Source organism: Mesorhizobium sp. LHD-90 (genome assembly GCF_030929505.1).
GTDB lineage: Bacteria > Pseudomonadota > Alphaproteobacteria > Rhizobiales > Rhizobiaceae > Kumtagia.
This window is the reverse complement of the sequence record NZ_JAVFVV010000005.1, coordinates 76629-95366: the sequence shown is the minus strand read 5'-3', so window position 1 is coordinate 95366 and position 18738 is coordinate 76629. Positions and strand designations below refer to the sequence as shown.

22 protein-coding genes and 1 other RNA gene are annotated in these 18738 nt (G+C 63.5%); 10 read left to right on the top strand and 13 right to left on the bottom strand.

All coding sequences use genetic code 11. The features are described from left to right. The first annotated feature begins 24 nt into the window (after positions 1-24). A complete protein-coding gene (locus tag RB623_RS08195; protein WP_308056287.1) occupies positions 25-1404 on the top strand; it encodes an ammonium transporter in 1380 nt (459 codons plus the stop codon). 148 nt (positions 1405-1552) lie between these two features. On the opposite strand, the gene RB623_RS08190 is transcribed toward RB623_RS08195, so the two are convergent. Then, a complete protein-coding gene (locus tag RB623_RS08190) occupies positions 1553-2473 on the bottom strand; it encodes a C39 family peptidase (RefSeq protein ID WP_308056286.1) in 921 nt (306 codons plus the stop codon). 249 nt (positions 2474-2722) lie between these two features. On the opposite strand from RB623_RS08190, the gene RB623_RS08185 reads away from it, so the two are divergent. Next, positions 2723-3901 (top strand): MFS transporter, encoded by a 1179-nt coding sequence (locus RB623_RS08185; protein ID WP_308056285.1) that lies wholly within the window; start codon positions 2723-2725, stop codon positions 3899-3901. A 222-nt stretch (positions 3902-4123) separates the two neighbouring features. Here the strand turns inward: RB623_RS08185 and RB623_RS08180 are convergent, their stop codons facing one another. Together RB623_RS08180 and RB623_RS08175 are read right to left on the bottom strand one after the other, a co-directional pair. Next, complete coding sequence (locus RB623_RS08180) at positions 4124-4963, bottom strand: amino acid ABC transporter permease (RefSeq protein WP_308056284.1); 840 nt, start codon at positions 4961-4963, stop codon at positions 4124-4126. A 41-nt stretch (positions 4964-5004) separates the two neighbouring features. Further along, positions 5005-5796 (bottom strand): transporter substrate-binding domain-containing protein, encoded by a 792-nt coding sequence (locus RB623_RS08175; protein ID WP_308056283.1) that lies wholly within the window; start codon positions 5794-5796, stop codon positions 5005-5007. A 262-nt stretch (positions 5797-6058) separates the two neighbouring features. Here RB623_RS08175 and RB623_RS08170 point away from each other — a divergent pair. Further along, positions 6059-6810 (top strand): IS5 family transposase gene (locus tag RB623_RS08170; protein WP_308056282.1). Its coding sequence is split into 2 segments (ribosomal slippage): positions 6059-6389 and positions 6389-6810, totalling 753 coding nucleotides; the frame shifts between segments, so codons are not numbered across the junction. A gap of 203 nt (positions 6811-7013) precedes the next feature. Then, positions 7014-8117, top strand: coding sequence for a calcium:proton antiporter (locus RB623_RS08165; protein WP_308056281.1), 1104 nt, complete (start codon positions 7014-7016; stop codon positions 8115-8117). A 44-nt stretch (positions 8118-8161) separates the two neighbouring features. Here RB623_RS08165 and RB623_RS08160 read toward each other — a convergent pair whose 3' ends face one another. Then, positions 8162-8740 (bottom strand): L,D-transpeptidase, encoded by a 579-nt coding sequence (locus tag RB623_RS08160; protein ID WP_308056280.1) that lies wholly within the window; start codon positions 8738-8740, stop codon positions 8162-8164. A gap of 101 nt (positions 8741-8841) precedes the next feature. On the opposite strand from RB623_RS08160, the gene RB623_RS08155 reads away from it, so the two are divergent. After that, positions 8842-9525, top strand: coding sequence for a response regulator transcription factor (locus RB623_RS08155; protein WP_308056279.1), 684 nt, complete (start codon positions 8842-8844; stop codon positions 9523-9525). A gap of 61 nt (positions 9526-9586) precedes the next feature. After that, positions 9587-10042 (top strand): cyclic nucleotide-binding domain-containing protein, encoded by a 456-nt coding sequence (locus RB623_RS08150; protein WP_308056278.1) that lies wholly within the window; start codon positions 9587-9589, stop codon positions 10040-10042. Positions 10043-10059: 17 nt separating this feature from the next. On the opposite strand, the gene RB623_RS08145 is transcribed toward RB623_RS08150, so the two are convergent. Then, positions 10060-10866, bottom strand: coding sequence for an exodeoxyribonuclease III (locus RB623_RS08145; protein ID WP_308056277.1), 807 nt, complete (start codon positions 10864-10866; stop codon positions 10060-10062). A gap of 90 nt (positions 10867-10956) precedes the next feature. Continuing rightward, a non-coding RNA gene (ssrS, locus tag RB623_RS08140) (6S RNA) lies at positions 10957-11113 on the bottom strand. Between the two features lie 121 nt (positions 11114-11234). Between ssrS and RB623_RS08135 the strand changes: the two genes are divergently transcribed. From RB623_RS08135 to RB623_RS08120, 4 genes are all read left to right on the top strand, one after another. Then, entirely contained in the window at positions 11235-12071 is an 837-nt protein-coding gene (locus RB623_RS08135; RefSeq protein ID WP_308056276.1) for a MoxR family ATPase, read from the top strand. A 168-nt stretch (positions 12072-12239) separates the two neighbouring features. Next, entirely contained in the window at positions 12240-13352 is a 1113-nt protein-coding gene (gene leuB / locus RB623_RS08130) for a 3-isopropylmalate dehydrogenase (RefSeq protein ID WP_308056275.1), read from the top strand. A 146-nt stretch (positions 13353-13498) separates the two neighbouring features. Next, entirely contained in the window at positions 13499-13870 is a 372-nt protein-coding gene (locus RB623_RS08125; protein ID WP_308056274.1) for a glyoxalase superfamily protein, read from the top strand. A 145-nt stretch (positions 13871-14015) separates the two neighbouring features. After that, the gene (locus RB623_RS08120) at positions 14016-14702 is read left to right on the top strand and encodes a DUF1013 domain-containing protein (protein WP_308056273.1); all 687 of its coding nucleotides are present in this window, start codon (positions 14016-14018) and stop codon (positions 14700-14702) included. 95 nt (positions 14703-14797) lie between these two features. On the opposite strand, the gene RB623_RS08115 is transcribed toward RB623_RS08120, so the two are convergent. From RB623_RS08115 to RB623_RS08085, 7 genes are all read right to left on the bottom strand, one after another. Next, positions 14798-15190, bottom strand: a complete 393-nt coding sequence (locus RB623_RS08115; RefSeq protein ID WP_308056272.1) for a hypothetical protein — start codon at positions 15188-15190, stop codon at positions 14798-14800. Between the two features lie 190 nt (positions 15191-15380). Further along, positions 15381-16100: a YafY family protein gene (locus tag RB623_RS08110; protein ID WP_308056271.1), complete on the bottom strand. Its 720-nt coding sequence runs from the start codon at positions 16098-16100 to the stop codon at positions 15381-15383. A 3-nt stretch (positions 16101-16103) separates the two neighbouring features. Then, positions 16104-16508 carry a hypothetical protein gene (locus RB623_RS08105; protein ID WP_308056270.1) on the bottom strand — a complete coding sequence of 135 codons (405 nt, stop codon included), beginning with the start codon at positions 16506-16508 and terminating at the stop codon, positions 16104-16106. Further along, positions 16508-16891 carry a VOC family protein gene (locus RB623_RS08100; protein ID WP_308056269.1) on the bottom strand — a complete coding sequence of 128 codons (384 nt, stop codon included), beginning with the start codon at positions 16889-16891 and terminating at the stop codon, positions 16508-16510. The genes RB623_RS08105 and RB623_RS08100 overlap by 1 nt, the downstream gene beginning before the upstream one ends. Positions 16892-16962: 71 nt before the next feature. Next, positions 16963-17553 carry a DJ-1/PfpI family protein gene (locus RB623_RS08095; RefSeq protein WP_308056268.1) on the bottom strand — a complete coding sequence of 197 codons (591 nt, stop codon included), beginning with the start codon at positions 17551-17553 and terminating at the stop codon, positions 16963-16965. Positions 17554-17624: 71 nt separating this feature from the next. After that, complete coding sequence (locus RB623_RS08090; RefSeq protein ID WP_308056267.1) at positions 17625-17789, bottom strand: hypothetical protein; 165 nt, start codon at positions 17787-17789, stop codon at positions 17625-17627. Positions 17790-17867: 78 nt separating this feature from the next. After that, the gene (locus RB623_RS08085) at positions 17868-18656 is read right to left on the bottom strand and encodes an SDR family oxidoreductase (RefSeq protein WP_308056266.1); all 789 of its coding nucleotides are present in this window, start codon (positions 18654-18656) and stop codon (positions 17868-17870) included. Positions 18657-18738 lie beyond the last annotated feature (82 nt).

Here is an 18738-nt window from a genome sequence, read left to right as displayed (position 1 = left end):
CCACAAGGCATCATGGAGATATCAATGACCTTACTGAACCGAATTGCGCCGGTGGCGCGCACAAGCCTTGCGACCGCGGCGGCGCTCTGCGCGCTGGGTACGCTGGCCGCTTTTGCCCAGGAGGCCACCCCGGCCGCCACCGAGGCCGCCGCCGCGGCGCCCGCGGCTGTCACGGAAAAGGGCGACGTGGCGTGGATGCTGGTTTCGAGCCTACTCGTGCTGTTCATGCTGCTGCCCGGTCTCGGCCTGTTCTACGGCGGCCTGGTGCGCGCCAAGAACATGCTTTCGGTGCTGATGCAGTGCACCACGATCTGCGCGGTGGTCATCATCGTGTGGGTGCTGTGGGGCTATTCGTTCGCTTTTGGTGGCGGCACCAGCCCCTATTGGGGCGGTCTTGGCAAGCTGTTCCTGGCCGGCGTCAACCTTGAGTCGACCGCGGCGACCTTCACCGACGGCGTGGTGCTGCCGGAATACGTCTTTATCGTCTTCCAGATGACCTTCGCCTGCCTCACGCCGGCGCTGATCGTCGGCGCCTTCGCCGAACGCATCAAATTCTCGGCGGTGGTGCTGTTCACCATCCTGTGGGTCACCTTCGTCTACTTCCCGATCGCGCATATGGTGTGGGACGCCAACGGCCTGATCTTCAGCTGGGGTGCGCTCGACTTCGCCGGCGGCACCGTCGTCCACATCAATGCCGGCATCGCAGCCCTGGTCGGTTCGCTGATCGTCGGCAAGCGGGCGGGCTACGGCAAGGACAACATGGCGCCCCACTCGATGACGCTCACCATGGTCGGCGCCGCCATCCTGTGGGTGGGCTGGTTCGGCTTCAACGCCGGCTCCAATCTCGAAGCCAATGCCGGCGCGGCACTCGCCATGATCAACACCTTCACCGCCACCGCCGGCGCGATCCTGGCCTGGGTCGTCATCGAACGTCTGGCCCGCGGAAAGGCCTCCATGCTGGGCGCGGTTTCGGGCATGATCGCCGGCCTCGTCGCGGTGACGCCGGCCGCCGGTATCGTCGGGCCGGTCGGGGCCATCGTGCTGGGCGCCTTCGCCAGCGCGGTCTGCTACTATTTCGTGGCGGTCGTGAAGATCAAGGCGGGCTACGACGACTCGCTCGACGTGTTCGGCATCCATGGCATCGGCGGTATCATCGGCGCCATCGGAACCGGCATCTTCGCCTCGTCGTCGCTGGGCGGCATCGGCTATGCAGACGGCGTCAGCATGGGCGGCCAGGTGTGGACGCAGATCCTGGCCGTGCTGGTGACGATCGTGTGGTGCGGCGTCGTCTCGGCGATCCTCTACAAGATCGTCGACGCAGTCGTGGGTCTGCGCCCGGCCGTCGAGGCGGAGCGTCAGGGCCTCGATCTCACCTCGCACGGCGAAGTGGCCTACCACTCGTGACGCATTGCGGCGCGGAACGGTCCGCGCCGCCGGCTTCCATCCCGTCGGGCGACCAAAAGTCTCCCGAACCTGAACCCGGCTCCGGCCGGGTTCTTTTTTCCCGCCGGACACTCCGCGAACGGGCAGCTTCCCTGAGCGGAAGCCGGCGTCAGTTCGGGCCGGCGATTACCGTGTAGTTGTGCGCGCCCTTGAAACCCGACGGCGAGCGAATGCCGTTCGCCAGGTTGCTCATGTCGAATTCGAGTTCGCCCAGGAAGGCAACGTCGGTCGGGTCATACATGCCGCCCTCGTATTTCAGGATCGAGCCGGTCGGCCACGGGTCGATACAGAGGAACCGCGTCGCCGAGTAGCCGATGACAGTGAGGAAATGCGACCGCCAGTCGCCCTGGATCACCTTCTTGAAGCCGTCCGCGTGGATCATCCACAGGCGGACCGGAATGTTGTCATCGACAAGCCCCTTGATGCGGGCGACCCGCTTGCGCATCGCCTTCTCGTCGAAGCGCAGGTCGGCCATCTTGTCGCTGGTCGGCGGCAGGTAGTAGGTGTAGTACGGCGTGTAGGCCTCTTTCGCGAACAGCTTCTTGCCGTAGCCGGCGGCCACGTCGCCGCAATTGAATTTGCCCTTCTCGGTGTTCTGCGAAAGCATATGGGCATTCGTCGAAGGGCCGTTGATGATGCGGCTGTAATCCCATATCTGCTTGCCGTTGCCCTTGATGGCGAGATCGGACAGCATGTCGACGTCATACCCGGTATGCTTCTTGGGCTCGCCCATCACCCTCAGCCTCAGATCCTCGCTGTAAGTCTGCATGCGCTTGGAATCCTTCACATAGGCGGAGACATTGGCGGTTGCGCCTTTCTTCCGGCCGAGTGCGGTGAAGATGGTGGAGGCCGCGGCCGCCTTGTCGGGCAGCACATTGACTTCGACGTCCGTGGTTGAGGCGTTGAGCGCCACGTCGAGTTGGTTGTTCTTGCCGTCGCCGCCCCATTGCCGCAGCTTGACGGTACGATTGAGCGGGAGGTCGAAGGACGAGATGTCCTGGTCGATCTCGAAAAGTTTGAAATTGGCCATGATGCCTCCTGAGAGAAAGCGCCCCGGAGTCACTGGAATCGGCGCTGGAAGCACCAAGCGCGCCGCTCGTCGCCAGCGCGTCTTTTCTGCGATTCGACGCTGTGGCGCAGCATTTGTCAATTGCCATGACGTTGGGGCGCGCCGACTTGGCCCAACCCTTTCCGCCAGGCAGTCGAACAGCGCTCCTTGACTTGAACTTGAATCGATTTAATACCCGCGGCTTCTCGTTTCGCAGTCGCAAGGGCCGCCATGGACGCCTCCAACATGATCCGCACGGGTCAGCGCCATCGATGGGCTGTCGCCGGGCTGTTCCTGATGAACGGCTTCGTGTCGGGGAGCTGGGCGCCGCAGATTCCGGTCTTCCTGACCCGGCTCGGCATCAGCGAATTCACGCTCGGCCTGCTCATCCTGTTGTTCGGCGTCGGCGCCGTCACCGCCATGCCGTGGTCCGGCTACCTGATGTCGCGCCATGGATCGAGCAAGGTGGTGCGCGGCTTCGCCACCGTCACCGCCTTCGGCCTGCTCGGCGTGGCGCTGGCGCCCAACGTTCCGCTGGCGGCGGTCGCCATGTTCCTGTTTGGCGGGCTGATCGGCGGCATGGACGTTGCCATGAACGCCAACGCGGTTGTGGTCGAGCGCTACATGTCGCGCGCCATCATGTCGTCGTCGCACGCCTTCTGGAGCCTTGGCGGCTTCTTCGGCGGCGGCGCCGGCGGCCTGATCATCCAGAACTACGGTCACCTCTCCCACGCCATCGGCGTAACGCTGATCGCGCTTCTGGTGCTGGCGATTTGCTATCGCCACGTCATCGCCGACAAGGCGCCGGCGACCCACGAGCACCACAAATTCTCGCTGCCGAGATCGCCGACCGTCTATCTCGTTGGTCTCATGGCACTTTTTTCAATGATCCCGGAAGGCGCGGTGCTGGACTGGGCGGCGCTGTACCTGCAGCAGGAGCGCGGCACCGATCTCGCCACCGCAGGCTTCGCCTTCGGCCTATTCGCCGGCGCCATGGCGCTGATGCGTTTCCTCGGCGACGGCGTGCGCAACCGTTTCGGCGCGGTCAAAACGCTGCGCGTCTCCAGCCTGATCGCGGCGGCCGGCATGCTGATCGCAGGTCTGTCGACGCAGCCCTGGCTGGTCATCGCGGCTTTCGCGCTGTCCGGCATCGGCATCGCCAATGTCGTGCCGATCATTTTTTCCGCCGGCGGCAACCAGCCCGGCATGGCGTCCACGACCGGCATGAGCGTGGTGACGACGATGGGTTATTCGGGCATCCTGCTGGCGCCCTCGGCCATCGGCTTCGCCGCGGAGCGCACCGGCTTTTCGATCATCTTCGTGGCGCTGTCGGCGCTTCTGGTGATCGTCTGCCTGATGGGCAATCTGGTGCGCACCGCCGATTTCGACCATAACAAGGTGGGGGAATAAAAGTCTTTCAGGTCAGCGTCTTAGCCTGAAGCCGTGCGGGTGCGGCCGCCGTGCCCGCGAGCTGCGTGAAGTCCGTAATATCAAGTGATTTCAACGTGTTATGAGATCAGAATGGTCGCATGTCGTCGAATCGCTTGACGAAGACCGTCAAAATCCCTGGCGCTCCGCGATTTTTCAGCCCTTTCGCATCGCGGCCGACCCGATTTGCATTCACGCAAGGCCCTATCGCTGTTGCGTGCGGCGCATCCTCTGCTCCAGCGCCCTGAGCAGCAGCGACAGGCTGACGGTCAGCAGCAGGTAGATGTAGGCGACGATCGAATAGGTCTCGAAGAAGCGGAACGAGCCGGCCGAGTAGATCTTTCCCATCTGTGTGATGTCAGCGACGCCGAGCACCGAGACGAACGACGAGTCCTTGACCATGGTGACAAAGTCGTTGCCGAGCGGCGGCAGGATTGTACGCATGGCCTGCGGAAAGACGATCAGGCGGAAACGCTGGAATGGCCGCAGCCCTAGCGATTTCGCCGCCTCGATCTGGCCGGCATCGACGGACTGGATGCCGGCGCGAAAAACCTCCGCGATGAAGGCGCCGTAGCCCAGCGTCAGCGCGATGATCGCGCGCCATAGCAGCGAGACGTCGCGCACCAGCAGTTCCCCGACCAGGCCCGCATCACGCAGCGGCGTCATGATCGTGTTCCACAGCGCGACGAAGGCCGGAACGCCGGCGAAGGCGATCCAGAACAGCAGCACGAGGAACGGAATGCCGCGGCAGATCTCGACGTAAAAACGTGCGATCTGCCGCAGCCAGATGGAACCAGACAGAGCCATCAAGGCAAGACACAGGCCAAGCAGCGACGCCAGCGTGAAGCCGACGATGGTCACATAGATGGTGATCCAGGTTCCCTGGACCACGGTCATGAATATCTGCGAGTAGAGGTCGCTCGCCGCAATGGAGATCGCCGCGGCGACCGCGATCAGGACAAGCGCGACCAGCCAGTAGGGGAAATCCGGTTTGCCTGTCTGGCGTGGTCTTATCCGGTCGGCCGCGATGCCGCCTGCTGGCATTTCATCCAAGATCGGTCACTCAAGCAGGCGGCGTAAAAACGTTACGGCTTGTAGTCCACGAACCATTTCTGGGTGATCTTGTCGAAGGTGCCGTCGGCCTTCAGCGCGGCGATGCCGGCGTTGATCGGTGCGACGAGATCGGATCCCTTCGGGAAGATGAAGCCGAATTCCTCGGCCTGCAGCGGCGCGCCGATCAGCTTCAGCTTGCCGCCGGAGTTGTCGGAGAGCGCCTTGCCGGCGGCGCTGTCGGTAAGCACCAGGTCGACGTCGCCGGCCTGCAACGCGGCGACCGTCGAGGCAAAAGTATCCATCAGCTTGATGCGCGGGTTCTGCTCGTTGCCGTCCAGCACATTGTAGACGGCGACGTAGAAGGGCGAGGTGCCGGCCTGTGCGCCGACCAGCAGCTTTTCGTCGGCGGCAAAACCCTTGGCGTCGGTGAAGCGGCTCTCGTCGCCGCGCACCAGCATGAATATCTCGGAGAGCATGTAGGGGTCGGAGAAGTCGACCTTTTCCTTGCGGTCGTCCTTGATGGTGATGCCGGTCATGCCCAGGTCGTACTGCTTGTCCGACACCGCCTGGATCATCGCATCCCACGACGTGTTCTGGTACTCGACCGTGAAATTCAGCTTCTTCGACAGCGCCTCCATCGCATCATATTCCCAACCAACCGGCTTGCCGGTCTTGGGATCGACGAATTGCAGCGGGAAATAGGCGTTTTCGGTCACCACCACGATCTTCTTGCCGCCGAGGTCGGGCACGGCTTGGGCGAAGGCGGCGAGCGGAAACAAGAGGACTGCCGCAAGCGCGGCCAAGACTAACTTCAGACGGGACATGACGCACTCCTGGGCAGCCGCCGCACGTGAGCGTGACCGGCGTTTTGCGCGACTTTAGCGGGCCGTGCATACGATTCAAGCCAGCCCCGCTCCCGGCAACCTGATCGCCTTGGGATTTTTTGTCGTGACTGCGCGGAAGCCGGAAATGTTATCGCGCCGCACGGCCTGCCAGCGGGTCGATCGCACGCGCACCCGCCCTTCGGACTAGGGTCTGTTGATATTCAGGATTCCATGTTTGGCTTGGTCATGATTCAAGCTTTGGATGGAACGATTCGTATTGACGAACGCCCAGTGGGCAAAGATGGAACCGCATTGTCTGGGTAAGCCGACGGACCCCGGGCGAAGTGGGGATGACAATCGGCTGTTCGTCGAGGCGGTGCTTTGGGTAGTGCGGACCGGAAGCCCGTGGCGTGACCTTCCGGCTTTCTTCGGCAAGTGGAACAGCGTCTTCACGCGATATCGCAACTGGGTCAAAGCCGAGGTTTTCATTTGGCTTTTCGAGGCTTGCTCGGACGGGCCGGACATGGAATACGCCATGGTCGACGCCACCATCGTCAAGGTCCACCGCCACGGCCAGGGCGCAAAAGGGGGACTCAAAGCCAGGCCATAGGCCGCTCCAAGGGCGGCATGATCACCAAAATCCTGGCGTTGACCGACGCGCTGGGCAATCTCGTGCGCTTCATCCTGCTGCCGGGCCAGCGCTTCGATACGGTCGGCGTCGAGCCGCTCATCGACGACCTCTGCTTCGGCGCCCTGATCGCCGACAAGGCGTTCGACAGCAACAGCATCATCGCCGATCTCAACGAGCGTGGCGCCAAGATCGTCATCTCCCAGCATCCGCGCCGGACAAAGCCGCTTCCGATCGATGCCGAGATCTACAAATGGCGTCATCTCATCGAGAATTTCTTCTGCAAACTCAAAGAGTTCAAACGCATCGCCATGCGCGCCGACAAAACCGACCAGAGCTTCAATGCCATCATCCATCTCGCCGCTGCCGTCATAAACTCCAGATGAATATCAACAGACCCTAGGCATAAAATGAGATCGCACACCTTCATGCTGCACCTCATTTTTCGCCAGCCGATACGGCTCCGCTCGCGACATCGGCTCAGCGGAGGCGCCCGCCGCCGATCGGCGTCGATGTCGCAGGGGCGCGAACGCCGCTTTTCGGGATGCATAGGCGAGAATTGGGTCCTATATGAGCCATGCAGAAGTCGATGATCCTCCGTCTCGTCGTTTCCTGGGCCGCGGTTGTGGCGTTCCAGCTTTTCGGCGCGCAACTCCTGGGTCAACTCGGGCCGGTCGTGCCGTCGCTGCTGGTGTTCGCCTCGCTGCTGGGCGTTATCGTCTGGTCGGCCTTCGGCGTCGTCCACGAGGCCGAGGAACTGGCGCATCGTCTTGGCGAGCCGTTCGGCACGCTCATCCTCACACTTGCGATCGTGATCATCGAGGTCGCCCTGATCTCCGCGGTCATGCTGGGGGCCAAGGGCGCCCCGACGCTCGGCCGCGACACGATGTTCGCGGTGCTCATGATCGTTCTGAACGGCGTGGTCGGGGTCGGGCTTCTGATCGGGGGGTTCCGGCATTTTTCGCAACGTTACAACCTCAAGGGCGCATCCTCCTATCTTGCGATCATCATTCCGCTGACGGTCATTCCGCTAATCCTGCCGAACTTCACCACTTCCACGAACGAGGGTACCCTGAGCACCGCGCAGGCAGCGATGTTCTCGCTGTTCACGATCGGCCTCTATGGCGCGTTCCTGGTATTGCAGATCGGCCGGCACAGCGGTTTCTTCCAGGAGCCGGTAGACGAGAAGGACGAGCAGGATGCCGACAGGACGGAGGCCGGGCACCATCCCCCGGCAGGCGGCTCCAACATGGTCCATGTCGTGCTGCTTCTCGCCAACATCCTGCCGATCGTGATCCTGGCCAAGAGCCTGGCGACTGTCCTGGATTACGGCATCGCGCGGCTGGGCGCGCCGGCGGCGCTGGGCGGCGTCCTGATCGCCATGGTGGTGTTCACGCCGGAATGCATCGCGGCGCTGAGGGCCATCACCGCCAACCAGATGCAGCGCGCCATCAACCTGTGCCTCGGCGCCGCCACCTCGACACTCGGACTGACCGTGCCGGCGGTCCTCGGGATCGGCCTGCTGACGGGCCAGCCGGTGATCCTAGGGCTCTCGGCCGCCAACATGGTCGTCCTGGCGATGACGCTGCTGCTTTCGACGCTGACGTTCACCGGGACGCGCACGACCATGCTGGAAGGCGCGGTGCACCTGTCGGTGTTCTTCGTGTTCCTGGTGCTGATCTTCAGCCCGTGACGGCTTTTTTGGCCGGCCGGCTTCCCGGCGGTCGTGGCGCCGGATCAGCGCCGCACTTCCAGCACCGTGCGACGCGACAGGTGCGGCAGAAGCCGCGCCATGACCTGCGCGGTCACCGCTACGCAGCCTTGCGTCGGCGAAAAACCCGGCCGGGCGAGATGGAAAAAGATGGCGCTGCCACGGCCGCGCCGTCGCGGTGAAATATTCCAGTCGAGCACAATGCAATAATCGTAAAGTGGATCGGTGCGCCGCATGGTTTCGTGGCTGGCCGCATAAGGCATCTTGACCGGGCGGTTGTAGTTGCGGTCGTCCGGCACTTCGCACCAGCCGAGGTCGGCGCGAATCGCCTCCATCGTCAAGGGCGTGCCGCCGATGCGGACATGGTCGTTGCGGAAATAGCCGCCGAGCAGGCGCATCGCCCCCAGCGGCGTCGCGCCGTCGCCCTCGCGCTTGTTGGCGGAAATGCCGCCGCGCCCCAGTGCGCAGGGAAAGACGGTTTGGCCGGCCTGCAAGAACCCTTGCGTCGGCACGCCGGGCCGGGCGCGCACCACCAGCCGGATCAGCCCTGCCCCTCTCGTCCCAAATGACTGCTTGCGCTCACGTTTTTTGGAGTATGATCGCATGCGCCGACAAATCACCGTGATCAGGCTGGTTGTCGGCGCAGGTTCCGCATAAACGGGCGGCGGTCAACCCGAATTATGGTTGCAGGACAACGGATTGGACCATGACATCACGCACCATCCTGATCGTCGACGATGATGACGACCTTCGCGGCACGCTCGTCGAGCAATTGTCGCTCTACGAAGAATTCGACGTGCTGCAGGAAGCGACGGCCGGCAAGGGGATCGCCGTGGCGCGCGGCGGCATGGTCGACCTGCTTATCATGGACGTAGGCCTGCCCGACATGGATGGCCGCGAGGCGGTAAAACTGCTGCGCAAGGGCGGCTACAAGGCGCCGATCATCATGCTGACCGGCCACGACACCGATTCCGACACGATCCTCGGGCTGGAAGCCGGCGCCAACGACTATGTGACGAAACCCTTCCGCTTCGCCGTGCTGCTCGCGCGCATCCGCGCACAGCTTCGCCAGCACGAGCAGAGCGAGGACGCAACCTTCTCCGTTGGCCCCTACACCTTCAAGCCCAGCCAGAAGCTGCTGCTCGACCAGAAGGGCGCAAAAGTGCGGCTAACGGAAAAGGAGGCCTCGATCATCAAATATCTTTACCGGGCCGGCGAAAAGGTCGTCACCCGCGACGTGCTGCTTGAGGAAGTATGGGGCTACAATTCGGGCGTGACCACGCACACGCTGGAGACCCACGTCTACCGCTTGCGCCAGAAGATCGAGCGCGATCCTTCCAATGCTGAAATTCTTGTGACAGAAAGCGGCGGTTACAAGCTGGTTCCCTGACCGGTGGAGGCGGTGGGGGCTGCCTCGGGGAGTGTGAGCCGGCCAGCGAATCGGGGACCGGATGGCGCTGGATGACGATATTCGCATCCTGTCCGGCGTGAGGCTGTTTGAGGGCTTCACCGCCGAGCAATTGCGCCTGCTCGCCTTCGGCGCCGAGCAGGTCACTTTGCCCAATGGCAGAAGGCTGTTTCGCGAGGACGACGAGGCCGACGCCGCCTATGTCGTCGTCCGGGGGTCGATCAGTCTGTTCCGCGAGGACGATGACGAACGCCGGCCGGTGGCGATCGCGGGAACGGGCGCGATGATCGGCGAGCTGGCGCTGATCGCCGATACCCGACGGCTGACCAGCGCCGAAGCCCGCGCCGACACCGAACTGCTGCGGCTGAGCCGGCGCACGTTCCGGCGCATCCTGGAAGAATATCCGGATACGGCGGCGGTGCTGTTGCGGCGCATCCAGGCGGACTTTTTGGCGCTGATCGAGCAGATCGAGGGGCTTGCGCCGAGGTTTGGAGAGTAGGTTCGCCCTCCGGTGGCTCACTCCAGATCGAAGCGCGCGATCACCGGCACGTGGTCGGACGGACGGTCCCAGCCGCGCGCGGCGCGCAAGATCTCGTATCCCTTGAAGGCGGGCAAAAGGTTCGGCGACGACCAGACGTGGTCGAGCCGCCGGCCGCGGTTCGACGCTTCCCAGTCTTGCGCCCGATAGCTCCACCAGGTGTAGAGTTTTTGTTCATAAGGCACGTTGTGGCGCATCAGGTCGACCCAGTCGCCGGCCTTGCGCATCGCCTCGAAATTCTCGGTCTCGACCGGCGTGTGGCTGACGACGTTGAGCAACTGCTTGTGCGACCAGACGTCATGCTCCAGCGGCGCGATGTTGAGATCGCCGACCAGGATCGAGCCGGCGGCGTCGCCGGCCTCGGCGCGCACCGCGTTCATCTCGGCAACGAAGTCGAGCTTGTGCTTGAACTTCCAGTTGATGACCGGATCGGGCTCGTCGCCGCCGGCCGGGACGTAGAAATTGTGCAACAGCAGCGATTTTCCGCCTGCCGGGAAACGCACGGAAATATGCCGGCAATCCTGCATGTCGCAGAAGCGGCGGCGGTCGACGATTTCGATCGGCCGGCGCGCCACGGTGGCGACGCCGTGGTAGCCCTTCTGGCCGCTGATCGCCAAATGCTCGTAGCCAAGTTTCCGGAACGCGGCGGAGGGAAACTGGTCGTCCGGGCATTTTGTCTCCTGCAGGCAGAGCACGTCGGGCTGGTGTTCGATCAGGAAGCGCTCGACGATCGGCATGCGCAGGCGGACGGAATTGATGTTCCAGGTGGCGATCTTGAGCGGCATGCAAAAATCCGGAGGAAAGGCGCGGCAAACTGGCAGCCAGACGTCCGGATGGCAAGTCCGCGCGATCACCGTCTGGTGGGAAAGGGAAAGCGACGATCCAGGCAACCGGTGAAGAAGTCGATCCCGGGAACCTACAAAGTAGGTGGGCGCCGTGTGTCCGAACCCACGGGTCCGGCCAGGGACAGCTCCCTTCGAGATCGATAAGGCCCCGGGGAAATGTCTCTCCTGCCGCGAAGCCCAGACCGTCGGAAGCGAATATAAGCCGGCACGTCGCCGCCTGCCAGTGCCATCTTGGGCAAAGCGCTGCTTGCGCGTCCGTGTATCCGTACTTATGCACCGTTTGGAACGATCGGCCGGAAGGAACGTGCATGCGCTTCGAAGGAACGGCGGCCTATGTCGCCGACAAGGACCTGATGGTGGCCGTCAACGCGGCGATCGCGCTGGAGCGGCCGCTGCTGGTCAAGGGCGAGCCGGGCACCGGCAAGACCGAACTGGCGCGGCAGGTGGCGGCCGCCCTCGGCCTCGACCTGATCGAGTGGAACGTGAAATCCACCACCAAGGCGCAGCAGGGCCTTTACGAATACGACGCCGTCAGCCGGCTGCGCGACAGCCAGCTCGGCGATACCCGCTTCAACGACATCCACAACTACATCAAGCGCGGAAAGCTGTGGGATGCGTTTTCGGCCGACCGCAAGGTCGTGCTGCTGATCGACGAGATCGACAAGGCCGACATCGAGTTCCCCAACGACCTGTTGCAGGAACTCGACCGCATGGAGTTCTTCGTCTACGAGACCGGCGAGACGATCTCGGCGCGCCAGCGGCCGATCGTCATCATCACCTCCAACAACGAGAAGGAACTGCCGGACGCGTTCCTGCGCCGCTGCTTCTTCCATTACATCCGTTTCCCCGACGCCGAGACGCTGCAAAGAATCGTCGACGTGCATTATCCCGGCATCAAGCAAGCCTTGGTGCGGGCAGCGCTCACGCAGTTCTACGAGATCCGCGACGTGCCGGGGCTGAAGAAAAAACCCTCGACCTCCGAGGCGCTGGACTGGATCAGGCTGTTGGTGGCCGACGACGTGGCGCCGGAGGATCTGCGCGCCGACCCCAAGAACATGCTGCCGAAACTGCACGGCGCGCTGCTGAAGAATGAGCAGGACGTGCATCTGTTCGAAAAGCTGGCATTCATGGCAAGGCGGCAATAGGCGCCGTGCTGATGCGTTGAGGTCGTATCCGGCAAAGCGGCGTAAACTGCTCCAGGGGTAAACGAGGTGGCCGTTCCCAGGGCCGTGCACCAAGTTTTCCGCCTTGCGCGCGTGACCGCGTGCCGCTAGCAAGACGGCGGTTTTTCCAAGCAATTCAGGGACGACGACATGGCCTCAAAAAAACTGCTCCTGCTCCCCGGCGACGGCATCGGCCCCGAGGCGATGGCGGAAGTGGAGAAGCTGATCGCCGTCATGAACGCGGATCTCGGCGCCGGTTTCGAGACCGAGCGCGGCTTGGTCGGCGGATGCGCCTACGACGCCCATGGCAAGGCGATCTCGGAAGAGGACATGGGCAAGGCGCTGGCCGCCGACGCGGTTCTGTTCGGCGCGGTCGGCGGGCCGAAATGGGATGCCGTGCCTTACGAAGTGCGCCCCGAGGCCGGGCTGCTGCGCCTGCGCAAGGATCTGGCGCTGTTCGCCAATCTGCGCCCCGCCATATGTTATCCGGCGCTGGCCGAATCCTCTTCGCTGAAGAAGGACGTCGTCGAGGGTCTCGACATCCTGATCGTGCGCGAACTGACCGGCGGCGTCTATTTCGGCGAGCCGAAGGAGATCGTCGACCTCGGCAACGGACAGAAGCGCGGCATCGACACGCAGGTCTACGACACGTTCGAGATCGAGCGCATTTCCGGCGTCGCCTTCGAGCTGGCGCGGACGCGGAAAAACCACGTGACCTCGATGGAAAAGCGCAACGTCATGAAGTCGGGCGTGCTGTGGAACGAGGTCGTCACGCAGACGCACAAGGCGAAATATTCGGACGTGAAACTCGACCACATGCTGGCCGACGCCGGCGGCATGCAGCTTGTGCGCTGGCCGAAACAGTTCGACGTGATCGTCACCGACAATCTGTTCGGCGACATGCTGTCCGACATCGCCGCCATGCTGACCGGCTCGATCGGCATGTTGCCCTCGGCCTCGCTCGGCGCGCCGGATGCAAAAACCGGGAGCCGCAAGGCGCTCTACGAGCCCGTCCACGGCTCGGCGCCCGACATCGCAGGCAAGGGCGCCGCCAACCCGATCGCCATGATCGCCTCCTTCGCCATGTGCCTGCGCTATTCCTTCGGCATGGTCGCCGAGGCAGACCGGCTGGAAGCCGCCATCTCGGCGGTGCTCGACAGCGGGCTGCGTACCCGCGACATTCTGTCCGACGGCATGACCGAGGTCGGAACGACCGCCATGGGCGACGCCATCGTCGAAAAATTCCGGGCGCTGTCGGCCTGATCGGAGCCTAGCAGCCGGAAAATTCGGGGAGCCTGTCGGAGCCGGAGCGTTTCCTTCGTCCTTTGGCTGAGGTGATCGCAAGGGAAAGAAATGTCCTAGGTCGACGGGCGCCGAGGGCCGAACTTTGAGCGCGGCATGGAGGACCGATGACGGAATTCTCGAAAACCATCCCGATCCTCCGGTCCTTCGACGAGGCCAAGGCCAAGGAATTCTATGTCGGCTTCCTCGGCTTCACCGTCGACTGGGAGCATCGCTTCGCACCGGACCTGCCGCTCTACATGCAGGTGTCGCGCGCCGGCCTGTCGCTGCACGTCAGCGAGCATTATGGCGACGCAACTCCGGGTTCCGCCGTCTTCGTCGAGACCATCGGGCTGCGCGCCTTCCATGCCGAGCTGATCGGCAAGAAATACCGCAATTTGCGGCCCGGTATCGAGGATGCGCCGTGGAATGCCTGGCTGATGACGGTGATCGATCCGTTCGGCAATTCGATCCGTTTCAGCGAAAGAAAGCCGGAGTGAACGAAACGACGCGGCGGAACCTCGGCGAAGCCATTTTCGTTGCGATTCCGCTCGGCAGCGGCTATAGGACGGGTGATTTCCCAAAATTGGTGGTTCTGACCACCGCCCGCGCTAGGGACGCGGGCGAACGAGAGGATATTCTGTAATGGCAAACACCCTGCTGATGCCCAAGGCGACCGCCGTCTGGCTGGTCGACAACACCGCGCTCTCCTTCGACCAGATCGCCCAGTTTTGCTCGCTGCACCCGCTTGAAGTGAAGGCGATCGCCGACGGCGAGTCCGCGCAAGGCATCAAGGGCATGGACCCGATCATGACCGGGCAACTGTCGCGCGACGAGATCGCCCGCGCCGAAAAGGACCCGAACTACCGCCTGCGCCTGTCAGACCCGAAAGTGCGCGTGCCGGAATCGAAACGCCGCACACCTCGCTACACGCCGCTGTCGAAGCGCCAGGACCGCCCGAACGCCATCTTGTGGCTGGTGCGCAACCATCCGGAGCTCAAGGATGCGCAGATTTCGCGCCTGGTCGGCACCACCAAGTCGACCATCGAGCAGATCCGCGAGCGCAAGCACTGGAACGCCGCCAACCTGCAGCCGATGGACCCCGTCACGCTCGGCCTGTGCTCGCAGATCGATCTCGACATCGAGGTGCAGCGCGCCTCGGCCGGCAAGCCGGCGCCTGCGCCGGCCGGCGACACGCTGCTACCAGCATCGATGACCGAGCGCCTTACGCCGGCGGTCGACAAACCGAAGAGCGAGGACGATGAGCTCGACGCCGATGCGGTGTTCGCAAAATTGTCGGCGCTGAAGAAGAAAGACGACGACGAGGAATAGGTCGTAACCGGCTGAAACGGGCGGGCGCTTCGTTCGTCCGTTTCAGGTCATTTGTACCGATCTACTCACACAAGCACGTCGCCCTCATTCGACGATCAAGGCTGGCGGGTCAGCCTGGCGCAAACCGCTGCCGCCTTCGGCCTGGATTCGGCGTAGCAAAAATCGAGCGTCTTCGTATCGACCAGGTCGAAGGAATAAGTGCCCTCCTCGTCAGCGGCCACAATCAGCCTGCCACCTGGCGTGAACGCGCCCCATAGCGGCTCCGTCTGGTCGCCACTGGGGTTCGCGCGGACCAGATGACCGGTAAAGGTTCGCCCCTTCTGCTCGGTGATCACCAAGGTGGCCAGGCCTTCCTTCCACCCTTCCTCTTGCCTGATGCGTTCCCGCGGGCCGGTCCATTTGCCGACAAGCGAGATTTCATCCGCGGCGTTTGCCGGCAGAGCGAAAAGCAGTGTTGCGGCTATCGGCAAGAAAAACTTGGACGTCATGTCGGCCCCCCAATGATAAAGGCGCAGACTATGCGGTGGCCGTCCTACTGAAATCTTTATTTCGACCTCAAAATTGTCACGACGGCCGATCCATCTTGGGTAGCCGGCAGCCCGACCGGCGCCAGAGGTCAGCCGAGACCGACAAGGGATCCGGTGCGCTGTCCAGCCCGACCCACCGTCGGGACGCTGTTCAGGACTCGCGCGCCTGCCGGTTCGATGCCATGTCGTCGCCGCTGCGTTCCATGGTTCGGTAGAAGTCGGCGAGCGTCTTGCCCTTTTCAGGCTTGAACTTGCGCTCGGCGCAGATGACGCTGGCGATGCGGTCGATGCGGAAGGCGCGGAAATCGCCGCGCATCTCGCACCAGGCGACCAGCGTCCACACCTTTCCCCAGAACCACAGGCCGAGCGGCCGCACGTCGCGCATCGAGCTTCGGCCGCCCTCGTCCCTATAGTCGAGGGTGAGCACCGCGCGGTTCTCCACCGCGCGCTCGATCAAGTCGATGGCCTGGCGGTCGGCGTCGCTGACCACCCACATGGGCGTGTGGATCTCGGTGCGGGCGATGCGGTCCTTCTCGCTGTCGGGCAGCACCGCGCCGATCTTGACCAGTGCCTCCTCGGCCGCCCGCGCCATCGCCGCGCCGCCGAAGGCGCGCACCATGCGGGCGCCGGCGACCAGCGCCACGATCTCGTCACGCGTGAACATGAGCGGTGGAAGGTCGAAGCCTTCCCGCATGATGTAGCCGACGCCTGCCTCGCCGTCGATCGGCACGCCGGTCGACTGCAAATCGGCGATGTCGCGATAGATGGTGCGCTCCGAAACCTCGAGCCATTGGCCGAGTTTCTGCGCCGTCACCAGACGGCCGCCGCGAAAATGCTGAACGATCTGGAAGAGCCGGTCCGCGCGCCGCATCGATCAATCTCCCAGTCCTTCCCGCCGCCGCTGCTTTGCGACGAACTCCGCGCCGAATGACAGTTTTTTGGTCGTCGGCGTGCTGGCATCGAGCACCCGCCAGAAGGGGGTTATGTCTTCCAGCGGCACGCCCCGTTCCAGCGCTTCGTTGGCTGCTTCCGCGACGGTACGCAGATGATATCCCGTATAGACAGGACAGGATACCTCCGCGCCGTGCTCGATCGCCATGGCGGTGCGCAGCGCGCGCACGTCGATCCTGGCGCCAGGCGGGATCGAGCGGATGAACTGATCGACCTGCCGCGCAGTCGGCACCAGCATCGTCTGTCCCTCGACAACGTCGCCAACGGTGCGCGGCGTTGGCTTTATCACCGCTTCGCCGGCATCGAGCCTGTCAGTCCATGTCTTCATCAGGCGGCCACCGCCGGGACGAACAGACCAAAACTGTTGCCGTCCGGATCGAGGCAATAGGCGAAACGGCCGGACGGAATGTCGATCACGGGAGAGACCACCTGTCCGCCATTGTCGGCGACTCGCTTCAGCCCGTCCTCGATGGGTGCCGCGACCGCTAGATGAACCGTCGGCCCGGTGCCGGCGGGAGCCGGCTTGCCGGGATAGAGATGACCCGACGCCATGCGATCCTGCGCGGCGAACATCGCGATGGGATTCGGTCCGGTTTCCTCGTGGGTCAGTTCATTCTGCAGCACCGCACCATAGAACCGCTGGGCGGCGTCCATGTCGGCGACCGGAATCTTAAACCAGATCGATGCTTTGGGCGGCGTATAGCTGGCCATTGCGGCTCTCCTCGAACTGCTGACACTACTCTTGTCACGACGCTCCTGACAGCATTCTGTCAGGAGGCCAGTCATGATGCGGACAGATGCTCGCGGGCATAGAGCGCCTTCATGTCGGCAAGCTCTGCACCGCGCTCAGGATAAAGGGTCGACAGGAAGGCATGAGCGAAGGTGCCGGGAGCCGATCCCGGGGCGGATATGATCCTGCCATCCGCCAAGGCATGCTGCACGTCGGCGTATCTTTCGCGTCCCGCATAGTCCGGCAGGTGGGTCAGGATCCAGTCGCGGCCATTGCTGGTGTGTTTCGCCTGCGCAAACAGTCCGGCGCGCGCCAGTGGCAGCGTGCCGCCGCAGATGCCGCCGACCACACCGCCGCGCCTGGCAACGGCCGAAAGCAGCGGCGACATGTCCGGCGCCTCGGGCGACGGCCACAGATCGGAGCCGATCACAGCAACCGCGTCGAGATCGGCATTTTCATCCGCAGCGATGCCGCGTTCCGGTGTCAGCAGGAAGCCGGCCATCGAACGCACGGCGTTGCAGTCCGGCGACAGCGCAACGGCCCTCGCGCCGAACCATTCGACGGCGGAAGCGGACAGCAGGCCGAACTCCCAATCGGCAAAACCCTCGACGAAAACAAAACCGATCGTTTTGGGGTCCGGCATCGATCTGCTCCTTCGCTACACAGGCGGCACACTATGCGCCGCCATACGGATATTGCTTCGGAATCAAGTCCTTATTGGAAGGACGTCTGCTTTCCGAACCGGTCCGGCCAGCCGATGTCCTTGCGGATGCTGGCCGGCAGCGAATTGAGGTACCGCTCGGTACGGGCCTGGTTGCGCAGGGTCTGCATCTTGCCCGTATACTGGCGGATCGAGCGGACGACGTTCAGCGGGTTCATGACGGCTTCTCCTCATCTTAGCGAAGCCATTGTCGCACACCCCTCCTGACAGCACTCTGTCAGGTGTCCGACACGGGTTCAGCCCTTGGGAACAGGCACGGTGTAATTCAGCGCCAGCCGGCCGCCATCGGCATAAAGCGTCTGGCCGGTGACGTAGCTGGCCTCGTCCGAGGCGAGAAAGGCGGCGATTGCCGCGATCTCGTCGGGGTCGCCGATGCGGCCGAGTGGCGTGCGCGATAGAAGGCGGTCGCGTGCGTCCGCGTCGCTGTTGGCCGCCGACAGCATTTCGGTGGCGATCGAGCCCGGCCCGATGGCGTTGACGCGGATTCCGTGCGGCGCGAGCGCCAACGCCATGACGCGGGTCAACTGGTTCACACCCCCTTTGGAGACGGAATAGGCGACCAGGTCCGGGATGGCGACGACCGCGTTGACCGACGACATGTTGACGATCGAGCCCGGACTGCCGCCCCGCTGCACCTTCTCGACCATGTAGCGCGCGACCGCCTGTCCGGTCAGGAATGCGCCTTTCAGGTTGACGTGCAGAACGCGGTCGAAATCCTCCTCACTGAGGTCCAGGAAGGATTGGCTGTGGACGATCCCGGCATTGCTGACCAGCACGTCGATGTCGCCGAAATCCTCGAGCGTCGCCGCGACGAGATTATGGACGTCCAGCCGCCGTCCGACATCGGTCTTGACGAAGCGGACGGAGCCGAAGCCGGAAAGGTCGCGTTCCGCCTTGCCGCCGCGTTCGTTGTCGATGTCGGCGATCGCCACCTTGCAGCCTTCCTGCAGGAAACGCCGGGCGATGGCGAAACCTATGCCGCCGGCCGCCCCGGTCACGATCGCCACCTTGCCCTGAAGCTTCATCGTGTGCTCTCCTGAAGGTTGAAGGTGGTGAAGCCACGGCGCAACGTCAACAGCCGGCCTCCCATTCCCGTGGGTTGCACTG